Origin of the sequence: Microbacterium sp. Se63.02b (assembly GCF_014171575.1) — a bacterium.
Classification (GTDB): Bacteria; Actinomycetota; Actinomycetes; order Actinomycetales; family Microbacteriaceae; genus Microbacterium.
Map to the genome: position 1 here is coordinate 1,488,110 of NZ_CP050453.1, position 13,054 is coordinate 1,501,163.

Here is a 13,054-nt window from a genome sequence, read left to right on the forward strand (position 1 = left end):
GTCGTTCGACCGTGCAGCCGAACTCCGTGAGGAACCGGGCGTCCTGGACCGTCTTCGCGGCGACGCCGCCACGCGGGTCGTCGTCGTCCGTGAGGGGCGTCTGCGGGTCGTGGATTCCGCGCTCCTGCGCGTTCCGGCCTCCGCGGTCGGCGATGCGACGTGGGCCCTGCTCGGACGCGACGCCGACGGCTCCGCTCTGCCCTCGCCGCCGCCCCGCCGGAGACCGACGCGCTCGACTCCGCGCCGGATGAGGTCTGGCTCGGGCTGCGCGATCTCGGAGGACGGATCGACGAACAGGAGTCCGAGGTGCTCGTCGGCGCCGTCGCGCTCGCGGGCTGGCTCCGTGATGCGCCGTTCTGCCCCACGTGCGGTGGCGGCACCGAACTGCGGCAGGCCGGGTGGTCGCGACGGTGCCTCGTGTGCGCCCGTGAGCACTTCCCCGCACCGACCCGGCGGTGATCGTGGCGGTCGAGAGTCGCGACGGCGAACGTCTGCTGCTCGGCGCGAACGCGAACTGGGGCGGACGCATGTACTCGTGCTTCGCCGGTTTCACCGAGGCGGGGAGTCGCTCGAGTCGACGGTGCACCGCGAGATCGAGGAGGAATCCGGCGTGCGGCTGTCGTCGCTGCGCTACATCTCCTCGCAGGCCTGGCCGTTCCCTCGTTCGCTCATGGTCGGCTTCCGTGCCGTGGTCGACGACGAGGATGCGGCGCTCGCCGACGGGGAGGAGATCATCGACGTGCGGTGGTTCACTCGGGCAGAGATCGCGTCCGCGCTCGAAGGGCGCGGACCGGTCGGGCTTCCCGGCCCCGCGTCGATCGCCCGCGCCCTGATCGTCGACTGGTACGAGGGCCGCACGTGAGCGCACTCGATGCCCTCGATGAGCGGCAGCGGGCAGCAGCATCCGTCCTCCGGGGACCGGTCGCCGTGCTCGCCGGCGCCGGCACGGGGAAGACCCGCGTCATCACGCACCGCATCGCGCACGGCGTCGACACCGGTGCCTATTCGCCGTCGAGGGTGATGGCCGTCACCTTCACGGCCAAGGCCGCCGGCGAGCTGCGCGGACGGCTGCGCGCCCTCGGTGGAGAGGGCGTCGCCGCCCGCACGTTCCACGCGACCGCGCTCGCGCAGCTGAACTTCTTCTGGCCGACGCTGGCCGGCTCTCCCGCCCCGTCGATCATCGACAACAAGGTGCGGATGCTGGGGCAGGCCGCCGATGCGATGCGACTGCGTCCCCGCACGGCGACACTCCGAGACATCGCCTCCGAGATCGAGTGGCGCAAGGTGTCCATGCTCTCGATCGATCAGTACGCCGCGCTCGGGCGTCCGATCAGCGGCGTCGATGCGGGGCAGCTCGTCGAACTCATGCGCGGGTACGAGGCGCTCAAGGACGACCGGCGTCAACTCGACTTCGAGGACGTGCTCCTCGCCTGTGCGGGCATGCTCGAGGCGGAGCCCCGCGTCGCGGCATCCGTCCACGAGCAGTACCGTCACTTCACGGTCGACGAGTTCCAGGACGTCTCTCCGCTGCAGAACCGGCTGCTGGAGCTCTGGCTGGGCGATCGGCACGACATCTGCGTCGTGGGCGACGCGAGTCAGACGATCTACTCCTTCGCGGGTGCGCAGCAGCGGTTCCTGCTCGAGTTCGAACGCCGCCATCCCGACGCGACGGTCGTGCGACTGGAGACGAACTACCGGTCGCAGCCGCCGATCCTCACGGTCGCGAACGCGTTGATGCACGGCCGCCCCGGTGCACTCGAGCTCGTTCCGGCGCGAGAGCAGTTCTCGGCCGATGCTCCGACCGTCACCGCGTACGACACCGAGGGGAGGAGGCGGCCGGCATCGCGGCGGGGATCTCCGCGCGCCTCCGGACGGCGCGTCACCGTCGGAGATCGCGGTGCTCTATCGCGCGCATGCGCAGTCCGCCGTGCTCCAGCAGGCGCTCGCCGCGGAGGGGATCGCGACGTCGGTCCTGGGCGGGACCAGGTTCTTCGCGATGCCGGAGGTGCGCCAGGCGATCCTGGCGCTCCGGGCGGCAGCCGTGGCCCCCACCGAGCACGGGTTCCTGCCCGGTGTCCAGCGTGTGCTGCGCGAGCTCGGCCTGACGGAGGAGCCTCCTGTGGCCGGCGGCGCTCAGCGTGACGGATGGGAGGCGCGACGCGCGATTCTGCGGCTGGCCGAGGAGGCCGGACCGGACGCCGACCTCCGCAGCTTCAGCGATGCGCTCATGGCGCGGGCGAAGGATCAGCATGAACCGACCATGCGGACGGTGACGCTCTCGACCCTGCATGCTGCGAAGGGCCTGGAGTGGCCGCATGTGTACCTGGCGGGCTGGGCCGAGGGGTCGCTGCCCATCTCGTACGCGACGAGCTTCGAGTCCATCGACGAGGAGCGGCGTCTGGCGTACGTGGGCGTCACGCGGGCCGCGCGAACGTTGTCGTTGTCGTGGTCGAGGTCGGCTGGTCGCGGGGAGCGGGCACCGTCGAGGTTCCTCGCCGAGATGGGGACCACGGCTCGCGGCACCGGCATTCTTCGTGAAACGACACCGAACGCCACTCGCGCGAGCCATCGGCGCTGACCCGCACGAGTCGACCGGTGTCCTCGTGCTCGGCGAGGAGCTGGGCGGCGAGTCGGCCGGCTTCGGCGACCTGGACGGCGCGGAGAGGTCCGGGGTCGCGGTCGATCATCTGCGTGTGCAGCAACGGCCACGCCGGGTCGAGGGCGGTTGAGTGGGCGTCACGGCAGGCGAGGCAGGCGGATGCTCCGGGGATCACCAGCGGCCCGACGATCACGCGTCCCGGTTCGAACGCCACCGGGAGGTGAGGCGTGTCGTCTCGCAGGAAGCGTGCGAACTGCAGCGCGGCTGCGGCTCCCCGGACCAGGACGACCGCCACCGCGTCGGCTGTGCTGTGGTCGACCAGCGGGACCCCTCGTCGGCGAGAGCCTCCCGCATGCGGTACTCGCTGCGGCCGTCGGCGAGTCCGATGCTCTCGATCCACGCCGGGCGCGGTGTGGGCGGGTCGTCGAGGAGCAGCGGGGCGATGCGGGCGAGAAGCGCCCGAGCCGCGTCCCGTGGTGCGCCGGTGGCGTGCGCGATCACGTCGAACGACGCGCGGCGGAAGCCGGAGCGCAGGCGGCTGAGCAGGAGCTCGACCCACGGATCGTCCGCGTCGAAGCGCATGTCGCCGTCGTCGCCGAGCTGGAGTGTGCGCTCGTCGCGCCAGAGGAGCGGCGCGGTCGGAGTCAGGCGGGTGAGGATCGGGGGAGTGAGCGGCATCCCTCCGATTCTGGAGCTGTTCCCGGTCGACCGGGACGACGACTTCGCATCCGTGGACAACTTCGGCTCGCCCCGCGTTAGGGGGAGGAGAAGTCGGCTCCCGGATCCCCTCGTGACGGAGCGCGCAGGTCAGACCGGTCGGTCGCCTTCGGGAGTGTCGTCGCCCTCGAGAGCGTCGTCGTGGTTCTCCGCCTCGGACGCGGCGTCCGTTTCCTCCGCAGAGAAGTCGTCACCGTCCAGCAGCCGCGCGAGCGCTTCGTCGAACTCGTCGGCGACCGGACGTTCTCCGCGCTCGGCGGCCTGCAGCCGCGCGACGAGGGCGCTCGGGTCGTCGATGTCCTCGGCGGTGGGCATGAGGTCGGGGTAGTCCCAGAGGGAGTCGCGGGCGCCGATGCCGACGGCCTCTGTCACCGCGTGCCACATCGCGGATGCCTCGCGCATCCGTCGGGGGCGCAGCTTCAGGCCCACCAGTGCTCCGAGCGCATCCTCTGCCGGTCCGCCGACGGCGCGTCGACGACGGGCTGCTTCGGCGATGCGGGCTCCGTCCGGCAGACGCGAGGTGGCCTGCGCTGTGACCACGTCCACCCACCCGTCGATCGTCGCGATGAGGTTCTCGAGCCGGGTGAGGGCCTCGCGCTGAGCCTCGCTCTGCACCGGAAGGAGCGCCCCGCCCTCGATGGCCGCGCGCAGCTCCTCCGGGTCGGAGGGGTCGAGGCGGCTGGCGACGTCTTCGAGTGCATCGACATCCACAGTGACACCACGGGCGAAGTCCGTGATCTGCGCCATCACGTGCAGGTGCAGCCACTTCGCGTGCCGGTAGAGACGGGCATACGCCAGCTCCCGGGTGGCGAGGTAGAGCGCGATCTGATCCTCGGGGATCTCGAGTCCTTCTCCGAACGCCATGAGGTTCTGCGGAATGACGGCAGCCGTGCCTGCGGGCAGCACGGGGATGCCGACGTCGCCGCCGGAGACGACCTCGAGCGAGAGGTTGCCGAGCACCTGTCCGAACTGCGCCGCGAACACCGAGCCGCCGAGCCCGCGCATGAGTCGGCCTGCGCCCTGCACGACGCCCCGCATCTCTTCGGGGACCTGGGTGTCGAGCGCGGAGGTCAGGGCGTCGGCGATGCTCGTCGACACCGGGTCGGCGATCTCCTTCCACACCGGCAGGGTCTTCTCGACCCACTCGCCACGCGTCATCGCCGTCGGGTTCTCCGAGAGCTCGGAGATCGTGGTCGCCTCGCCGAGCCACAGGTTCGCGAGGGCGAAGGAATCCGCGAGCGAGGTGCGCGACCCGTCGGTGATCCCCTGGCCGTCGCGATTGGCGATGAACAGCGCCTGTCGCAGCGCGTTCTCCCACGGGTCGCCGCCGAACGCGCCCTGGAGCTGCGACATGATCGTCTGCATCATGGCGGGGTCGAGCGTGAAGCCGTCCATCCCCTCGAAGGCGCCCTGGAGCGCCGCGGGGTCGATGTCGCCACCGCCTTGATTCGCGAGCATCCTTCGCAGGAACTCCTGGAAATCCTCGGGTGTCGGGTCGTTGTCTGCCATGTCGATCGCCCTCTCAGCACTTCGCTTGCCGTGGCATCTACGCTAGTCACAGGTTTCTGCGCGCGACCCCGATGCGGGCAGATCGGTGTACGCCGCTCGCGAACGACGGAGGAATGCTGTGGATCGAACGCGGTCTGGAAAGCTCGGACTCGGTGTCTGGGCGCTGATCGTCGCGCTCATCGCTCTGGTCGTGCTGACCTTCCTGCCGTCGCCGTACGTGATCCAGAGGCCGGGGCCGGTGTACGACACGCTCGGCACCGCGACCGACAAGGAGGGCGACGAGGTTCCCCTCATCAAGGTCGAGGGCGCCGAGACCTTCGAGACGGCAGGGACCCTCGACCTCACCACCGTGCAGGTCATCGGCAACCGCGAGCGCACGCCGAGCTGGTTCGAGCTGGCGCTCGCCTGGATGGACTCCTCGCGGGCGGTGGTCCCGCTGGATTCCGTCTTCCCCGAGGGCGTCACGACCGAGCAGCGCGATGAGCGCAATGCCACTCTGATGGTGGATTCGCAGCACGAGGCCACGGCGGCCGCTCTGAACGAGCTCGGCTACGACACCGGCGCCCAGGTCGTCGTCGTGGATGCCGTGGCCGACTCGCCCGCTGACGGCACCCTCTCGAGGCCGACGATGTGATCACCGCGATCGGCGGCACCCATCTCACGTCCGCCACGCAGCTGCGGGAGGCGATCCAGGATGCGGGTGGGGACCCGGTGGAACTCACCGTGCTGCGCGACGGGGACGAGCAGCAGGTCGAGGTGACGCCGGAGGAGCACACCGAGGCCGGGAACACGACGTGGCTCATCGGGGTCACCCTGCGCACCGACTACGACTTCGAGGTCGACGTCACGATCCAGCTGGACAATGTCGGCGGACCCAGCGCCGGGATGATGTTCGCACTGGGCATCATCGACACGCTGACCGAAGGCGAACTCAACGGCGGCGAGAACGTCGCAGGAACAGGCACGATCGATGCCGCGGGCACGGTCGGTCCGATCGGCGGGATCCGGCAGAAGCTCTACGGTGCACGGGACGCGGGGGCGGAGTTCTTCCTCGCCCCTGAGGCCAACTGCGACGAGGTCGTCGGGCACATCCCGGACGGATTGCAGGTGATCCGCACCGCGACGCTGGACGAGTCGCTCGCCGCGCTCGAGGTCATCGCGGACGGCGGGGATGTGGCGGCGCTGCCGAGCTGCGAGCGCACCGGTTCCTGACCCGCGGGGCGTCGCCGTGACCTCGCCGTGATCGGGATGACAGCCTGCGCACAGTGAGCGGTGCCTAGGATGGGAGGGTGACCTCGACCTCAGCTCCGAATCCGGCCACGCCTCGAACCTCCCGACGCATCCTCGGCATCTCCCTGGTGATCATCGCCGCGTTGATCGCGGTGTTCTTCGTGTTCGCCTCCCTCTACACCGAGTTCCTCTGGTTCGACCAGGTGGGCTTCACCGGTGTCCTCACCACGCAGTGGATAGCCACGGCGGTGATGTTCGTGGTCGGCTTCCTCGGTATGGCCGTGCCGCTGTTCGTGGTGATCCAGCTCGCCTACCGGCTGCGTCCGGTGTACGTGCGCCTCAGCTCGCAGCTCGACCGGTACCAGGAGGTCATCGAGCCCCTGCGTCGACTGGCCATGTGGGGCATGCCGATCTTCTTCGGCCTGTTCGCCGGCTTCGCCGCGGCCGGGCAGTGGAAGACCGTCTGGCTCTGGGCCAACGGCGTCGCCACCTCCGACGTCGACCCGCAGTTCGGAATCGACACCGGCTTCTACATGTTCGCGATGCCGTTCTACTCGATCCTGCTCGCGTTCGTGTCCGCGGTGCTGCTGCTCTCGCTCCTGGTCACCGCTCTGGTGTCGTACCTGTACGGCTCCGTGCGCATCGGTCAGGGTGAGCTGCGCATCTCGAAGCCGGCGCGCATCCAGCTCGCGGTCATCGCCGGGCTCTACCTGCTCGTCCAGGCGGCGAGCCTGTGGCTCGACCAGTACAAGACCCTCGTCCAGCCCGATGACCGCATCACCGGTGCGGCGTACACGGGCGTGAATGCGACGATCCCCGGTCTTGCGATCCTCGCGATCATCGCGGCCGTCGTCGCGATCCTGTTCTTCGTCACCGCGGTCATCGGCCGCTGGCGCTTCCCGCTCGCGGCTACCGCGCTCCTGATCGTCGCCGCGCTGGTGGTCGGCGTCGGGTACCCGTGGGTCGTCACCACCTTCCAGGTGAAGCCGAACCAGAACGCCTATCAGGCCGAGTTCTACCAGCGGAACATCGACGGGACCAAGGAGGCGTACGGGGTCGCGAACCTCGAGACGACGCCGTTCGAGGCCGAGACCGACGCCGAGGCCGGCCAGCTGCGTGCCGACGCCGAGACGACGGCGTCCACCCGCATCATGGACCCGAAGGTCATCCCGCCGACGGTGCGCCAGCTCGAGCAGTACCGCGGGTACTACCAGTTCCAGAAGACGATGGACGTCGACCGCTACGAGATCGACGGCGAGATGCAGGACACCGTGGTGTCCGTGCGCGACCTCGACATGTCGGGGCTCGGCGACGGCGACAACTGGAACAACCGGGTCGCGGTCTACACGCACGGCTACGGCCTCGTCGCCGCTGCGGGCAACCAGCGCACGACCGACGGCGAGCCCGTCTTCCTCGAGCGCGGCATCCCCTCGTCCGGGTTCCTGACGGATCGGGAGAACTTCGAGCCCCGCGTCTACTTCGGCGAGAACTCGCCCGAGTACTCCATCGTCGGCGCCCCCGAGGGGTCGGAGCCCGCGGAGATCGACTATCCGCGCGGCAAGGACGGCTCCAGCGAGACCAAGACCACGTTCTCCGGGAACGGCGGTCCGAAGATCGGCGACACGTTCACGAAGCTCCTCTACGCGCTGAAGTTCCAGTCGGAGCAGATCCTGTTCTCGAACCTCGTGAACGACGACTCGCAGATCCTCTACGACCGCGATCCGAAGACGCGTGTCCAGAAGGTCGCGCCGTACCTCGAACTCGACAGCGACCCGTATCCGAGCGTGGTCGACGGCCGCATCGTCTGGATCGTCGACGGCTACACGACCAGCCAGACGTACCCGTACTCGACGAGCGTGAGCCTGTCCGACGCGATCGCCGACTCGAACGTGCCGTCGCCGACTCTCGCCATCGACGACATCAACTACATCCGCAACTCGGTCAAGGCGACGGTCGACGCCTACGACGGTTCCGTCACCCTCTACGCGTGGGACGACGAGGACCCGGTGCTCAAGACGTGGCAGAAGATCTACCCGTCGACCCTGAAGCCGGTCAGCGAGATGTCGGGCGAGCTCATGAGCCACGTGCGCTACCCGACCGACCTGTTCAAGGTGCAGCGCGACATCCTCGGCGTCTACCACGTCGACAAGGCCGGTTCGTTCGCTCAGCAGGACAACCGCTGGCAGACGCCGAACGACCCGCGCAGTGACGCGATGCTGCAGCCGCCGTACTACCTCACGATGCAGATGCCCGGCCAGGAGTCGCCGCGGTTCTCGATGTTCTCGACCTTCATCCCGAACTCGCAGGGTGCCGGCGGGAGCCGTGACGTGCTCATGGGCTACCTCGCGGTCGATTCGGATGCCGGATCGGAGAAGGGCGTGAAGGCGGAGGGCTACGGTCAGCTGCGCATGCTCGAGATCGACACCGACACCACTGTTCCGGGTCCCGGCCAGGTGCAGAACACCTACAACTCGGATACCTCGGTGGTCCCGCAGCTGAACCTGCTGCAACAGGGTGAGTCCGAGGTGATCTACGGCAACCTGCTGACGCTGCCCGTGGGTGGCGGTCTGCTCTACGTGCAGCCCGTGTACGTGCAGTCTTCCGAAGGTACGCAGCTGCCGCGCCTGCAGAAGGTGCTCGTCGCGTTCGGCGACCGGGTCGCCTTCGAGAACACTCTCACCGAGGCACTCGACACTCTCTTCGGCGGCGACTCCGGGGCGACGGGCGGCGACAACACGGTCGAACCGAGCGATCCGGAGACGGAGAACCCGGAGACCGGTGAGACGCCGACAGAGCCGACGCAGCCGACGGACGCGCAGGCCACTGCCCTGGCGTCGGCGCAGCAGGCGCTGATCGACCGCGAGACCGCCTTGAAGTCGGGCGACCTCACCAAGTTCGCGGAGGCCGATGAGCGCCTCACCGCGGCTGTCGAGAAGCTACTGGAGCTGGAGTCCGCTGCGGGGCAGTGATCGCTTCCTCACGGTGAAAGGGCGTCCCTCACGGGGCGCCCTTTCGTCGTCAGGAACGCGGCACCGCCGGGCGCTGTGCGCGTGTCATCGGCGTCGGACCCAAAAGGTGAAGGCCCTGAGATCGTGATGATCTCAGGGCCTTCATTTGTTGCGGGGACAGGATTTGAACCTGCGACCTCCGGGTTATGAGCCCGGCGAGCTACCGAACTGCTCCACCCCGCGGCACAAGAAGTAACTTATCACGGAATCGGGAGGCGGGCGAATCGAGGCCCCGCCCGCGTGCGGCCCGGGCGCGTCGTCGATGCGAGAGGATGAAGACATGTCTGAGACCGCCGCCGTCCCCGTCGCCGTCTGCCAGTTCGCGCCGACGGCATCCCGCGCCGACAACCGCGAACGCATCGCGGAGCTGACGGCGGATGCCGCTGCACGAGGAGCGAAGCTGGTGGTCTTCCCGGAGTACGCGAGCTACTTCGTCGACCCGATGGATGAGAGCCTCTCCGCCAACGCGGAAGAGCTCGACGGCGAGTTCGTCGCGACTCTCACCGCCCTCGCGGCCGAGTACGCGCTGGTCATCGTGGCCGGACTGGCAGAGCGGGCCGAGGGGCATCGGGTGCGGAACACCGTCGTCGCGGTGCGCGGAGACGGCATCCTCGCGGTCTACCGCAAGCAGCACCTCTACGACGCATTCGGGCAGACCGAGTCCGACTGGATCGAGCCCGGCGCTGTGGGGGAGGCCGCGACCTTCGAGCTCGGCGGTCTGCGCTTCGGGCTGATGACCTGTTACGACCTGCGGTTCCCCGAGGTCGCACGCACCCTCGTCGACGCGGAATCGGATGTGCTCGTCGTCCCCGCCGAGTGGGTCAGGGGACCGCTCAAGGAACACCACTGGACGACGCTGCTCGCCGCTCGGGCGATCGAGAACACGGTGTACGTCGTGGCGGCGGACCACCCGGCACCGATCGGCGTCGGACACTCGCAGATCGTCGATCCGGAGGGTGTCGTGCTGGCGGGCGTGGGTACGGCACCGGGAATCGCTGTGGCGGTCGTCGAACGCTCCTCTCTCGCACGGGTGCGAGAGAGGAATCCGTCGCTGCGCGTGCGACGGTACTCGGTCGCTCCCCGCTGACGAGAACGCCGACCGGTCTCCGCCGAGATCAGACGGTGAGCGCAGCGAGTCGCGCGGCGGCCGTCTCGAGCACGTCGACGCGCTTGCACGCCGCGAACCTGACCAGACCGGAGAACTCGCTCCGTCGCTCTTCTGAGACGAAAGCGGTCAGCGGGATCGCCACGACGCCGGCACGCTCCGGAAGAGTGCGGCAGAACGCTGCCGCGTCTTCGCCGCCGAGCGCCGTCGCATCCGCCACCGTGAAGTAGCCGCCCTGCGGGGTATGCACCGTGAAGCCGGCGGCCCGCAGACCGTCGCCGAGGATCTCGTGCTTTCGAGCGAGCACGGCAGCCGCGTCGGAGAAGTAGGAATCGTCCATCCGCAGCCCGACGGCGACGGCGGGTTGGAAGGCCGACCCGTTCACGTAGGTGAGGTACTGCTTGACCGTGAGCACCGCCGTGATGAGGGCGGCAGGGCCGTGCACCCAGCCGATCTTCCAGCCCGTCGTCGAGAACGTCTTGCCGGCGGAGGAGATGGTCAGGGTGCGCTCGGCGGCTCCGGGGAGCGTGGCGATGGGCGTGTGGGCCGCATGGAACGTCAGATGCTCGTACACCTCATCGGTGACGATGACGGCGTCATGGCGCGTCGCCAGCCGGACGACCTCCTCGAGCACCTCGCGACCGAACACGGCACCCGTGGGATTGTGCGGGTCGTTGACGAGGATGAGGCGCGTGCGGTCGGTGACCGTGGCTGCGAGCTCGTCGAGATCGGGCTGGAAGTCCGGGGCGCGGAGCGGGACCGTGCGGAGTCTGGCGCCGGCGAGAGCGACGGCGGCGGCGTAGGAGTCGTAGTACGGCTCGAAGACCACGACCTCGTCGTCGGGGCCGTCGATGAGCGCGAGCAACGTCGCGGTGAGCGCCTCGGTCGCGCCGGCGGTGACGATGACCTCGCTGCCCGGATCGACCTCCAAGCCGTAGAACCTGTGCTGATGTGCGGATATCGCAGCGAGCAGATCGGGGAAGCCCCGCCCGGGCGGGTACTGATTCACGCCGTCGGCGATGGCGTGACGGGCGGCCTCGAGCACCACGGCCGGACCGTCTTCATCGGGGAAACCCTGACCGAGATTGATCGCTCCGGTTCGGGCCGCGGCGGCGGACATCTCTGCGAAGATGGTGGGCGCGACGGTTCCGTCCGCAGCGAGCAGACCGGCTCCGGCGGCTGTGCGACGCCATGCGCCGGGGATGACACTCATGAAGAACAGGCTAAGGCCATAGCTGAAACTCATCCTCGACATAAGGAACGCACAGATACACGCGTCATTCTGAAATGGTCGTTGAAGGAGCACACACCATGAACGAAGACAACACCCAGGACCACTCGGTACCCGCGTCGAACGACGCCGTACCGTCCACCGAGGCCGCAGAGGTCGCCGCCCAGCCGGCGACGGACGCCGCCGCCGACCCCACAGCTCCGGCCGCCGCAGCGCCCGCGGCTCCTGCGCAGGGACACGAGGTTCCGTCGACGTTCACGTCGCACACCCCGCCGGCTCCGGTGATCGAGTCCGTCCCTCGCGGATACGACGCGTCGGCGGCACCCACAGCGGCCACGGCATCGGGGGCGGCTTTCGGCATCCCGACGGCCGCCTCGTACACGCAGCCGACACAGCCGTTCGGCACGGAGCCCGCCGCGGGCGACGGCACGAAGACGAAAGACGCGAAGCCGCGGGGCGGGGCGAAGTTCGCCGCGTTCATCGTGGCCGCGGCGCTCGTCGGCGGCGTCGCCGGTTTCGGCGGCGGGGCACTGCTCAACGGGATCCAGGATCGCCCGTCCTCCGGCACGGCGACAGGACCGCAGACGGTCACGGTCAACAACCCGGGCTCGGTCAACGAGACCACCGCCGTGGCGACCTCGGCGCTGCCGTCGGTGGTCACGATCGAGGTCGCGGGATCCAGCGAAGCCGGCAGCGGGTCCGGTGTGATCATCAGCGACGACGGATACGTGCTCACCAACACGCACGTGGTGACGCTCGGAGGTGCGGTCGCCGATCCGACCATCCGCGTGACCACGTCGGACGGGCGCCTCTACGAGGCCACCGTGGTCGGCACCGACCCCATCTACGATCTCGCCGTCATCAAGCTGAAGGATGCGAAGGGGCTCACGCCCATGAAGTTCGCGGACTCGTCCAAGCTCAACGTCGGCGACACCACGGTCGCCCTCGGCGCGCCGTTGGGGCTCGCGAACTCGGTCACGACCGGCATCGTCAGCGCCCTCAACCGAAGCATCCAGATCGCATCGTCGGCCCTGCCCGACTCGTCTTCGGAAGATGCTCCGCAGGAGCAGGCGCCGGAGGAGGGGCAGCAGGGACCGTTCCAGTTCGACATTCCGGGAAGCTCGGGTCAGCAGGCCACCGACTCCATCTCGATCGCCGTGATCCAGACGGACGCCGCGATCAACCACGGCAATTCGGGTGGCGCCCTGGTGGACAGCAAGGGCGAGCTGATCGGCATCAACGTGGCGATCGCGAGCTCGGGCAGCTCCGAGGAGTCCGGCTCGATCGGCATCGGCTTCGCGATCCCGTCGAACATCGCCAAGCGCGTGTCCGAGGAGATCATCGCCGATGGCCAGGCCACGCACGGCCTCCTCGGCGCATCGGTGCAGGACGCATCCAGTATCGAGGGCGCGACCGTGGCCGGCGCATACATCGCCAAGGCGAGCGCCGGTGGCGCGGCCGCAGACGCGGGCATCGAGGAGGGCGACATCGTCACCTCGTTCAACGGGGTGCCGATCACCAGCGCGACCGACCTCACCGCTCAGGTACGGGCAGCGGCCGCCGGCAGCAAGGCGGAGCTCACATACGTCCGTGGCGGCAAGGAGTACGACGTCGAGGTGACGCTCGGCGAACTCGCCGGCTGACCCGCGACTCTC

General features: G+C 69.1%; 9 protein-coding genes, 1 tRNA gene and 2 pseudogenes. 8 read left to right on the top strand and 4 right to left on the bottom strand.

What is annotated here, in order from left to right:
- The first annotated feature begins 159 nt into the window (after positions 1-159).
- The 4 genes and pseudogenes from G4G29_RS21650 to G4G29_RS23380 all read left to right on the top strand — a co-directional run bounded on the left by G4G29_RS21650 (position 160) and on the right by G4G29_RS23380 (position 2,729).
- A complete protein-coding gene (locus G4G29_RS21650; protein WP_244632500.1) occupies positions 160-459 on the top strand; it encodes an NADH pyrophosphatase zinc ribbon domain-containing protein in 300 nt (99 codons plus the stop codon).
- 76 nt (positions 460-535) lie between these two features.
- Positions 536-862 carry an NAD(+) diphosphatase gene (locus G4G29_RS21655; RefSeq protein WP_244632501.1) on the top strand — a complete coding sequence of 109 codons (327 nt, stop codon included), beginning with the start codon at positions 536-538 and terminating at the stop codon, positions 860-862.
- Positions 859-2,578 (top strand): annotated as a pseudogene (locus tag G4G29_RS07365) (ATP-dependent helicase). The gene G4G29_RS21655 and the pseudogene G4G29_RS07365 overlap by 4 nt, the downstream one beginning before the upstream one ends.
- Positions 2,579-2,603: 25 nt before the next feature.
- On the top strand, positions 2,604-2,729 hold the full coding sequence (locus tag G4G29_RS23380; RefSeq protein ID WP_274601224.1) for a hypothetical protein: 126 nt from the start codon (positions 2,604-2,606) through the stop codon (positions 2,727-2,729).
- A 59-nt stretch (positions 2,730-2,788) separates the two neighbouring features.
- Here the strand turns inward: G4G29_RS23380 and G4G29_RS07370 are convergent, their stop codons facing one another.
- Together G4G29_RS07370 and G4G29_RS07375 are read right to left on the bottom strand one after the other, a co-directional pair.
- Positions 2,789-3,277: a hypothetical protein gene (locus tag G4G29_RS07370; RefSeq protein WP_183152334.1), complete on the bottom strand. Its 489-nt coding sequence runs from the start codon at positions 3,275-3,277 to the stop codon at positions 2,789-2,791.
- Positions 3,278-3,406: 129 nt separating this feature from the next.
- A complete protein-coding gene (locus G4G29_RS07375) occupies positions 3,407-4,825 on the bottom strand; it encodes a zinc-dependent metalloprotease (protein WP_183152335.1) in 1,419 nt (472 codons plus the stop codon).
- Between the two features lie 118 nt (positions 4,826-4,943).
- Here G4G29_RS07375 and G4G29_RS07380 point away from each other — a divergent pair.
- Together G4G29_RS07380 and G4G29_RS07385 are read left to right on the top strand one after the other, a co-directional pair.
- Positions 4,944-6,037: pseudogene (locus G4G29_RS07380) on the top strand (PDZ domain-containing protein).
- Positions 6,038-6,114: 77 nt separating this feature from the next.
- Positions 6,115-9,024 (top strand): UPF0182 family protein, encoded by a 2,910-nt coding sequence (locus tag G4G29_RS07385; RefSeq protein WP_183152336.1) that lies wholly within the window; start codon positions 6,115-6,117, stop codon positions 9,022-9,024.
- A gap of 148 nt (positions 9,025-9,172) precedes the next feature.
- Here the strand turns inward: G4G29_RS07385 and G4G29_RS07390 are convergent.
- A tRNA-Met gene (locus tag G4G29_RS07390) sits at positions 9,173-9,246 on the bottom strand.
- Positions 9,247-9,343: 97 nt separating this feature from the next.
- On the opposite strand from G4G29_RS07390, the gene G4G29_RS07395 reads away from it, so the two are divergent.
- The gene (locus G4G29_RS07395; protein ID WP_183152337.1) at positions 9,344-10,150 is read left to right on the top strand and encodes a carbon-nitrogen hydrolase family protein; all 807 of its coding nucleotides are present in this window, start codon (positions 9,344-9,346) and stop codon (positions 10,148-10,150) included.
- 28 nt (positions 10,151-10,178) lie between these two features.
- On the opposite strand, the gene G4G29_RS07400 is transcribed toward G4G29_RS07395, so the two are convergent.
- Positions 10,179-11,381: an aminotransferase class I/II-fold pyridoxal phosphate-dependent enzyme gene (locus G4G29_RS07400; RefSeq protein ID WP_183152338.1), complete on the bottom strand. Its 1,203-nt coding sequence runs from the start codon at positions 11,379-11,381 to the stop codon at positions 10,179-10,181.
- Positions 11,382-11,479: 98 nt separating this feature from the next.
- Here G4G29_RS07400 and G4G29_RS07405 point away from each other — a divergent pair, with 98 nt between their 5' ends.
- Positions 11,480-13,042 carry a trypsin-like peptidase domain-containing protein gene (locus tag G4G29_RS07405; RefSeq protein WP_244632502.1) on the top strand — a complete coding sequence of 521 codons (1,563 nt, stop codon included), beginning with the start codon at positions 11,480-11,482 and terminating at the stop codon, positions 13,040-13,042.
- Positions 13,043-13,054 lie beyond the last annotated feature (12 nt).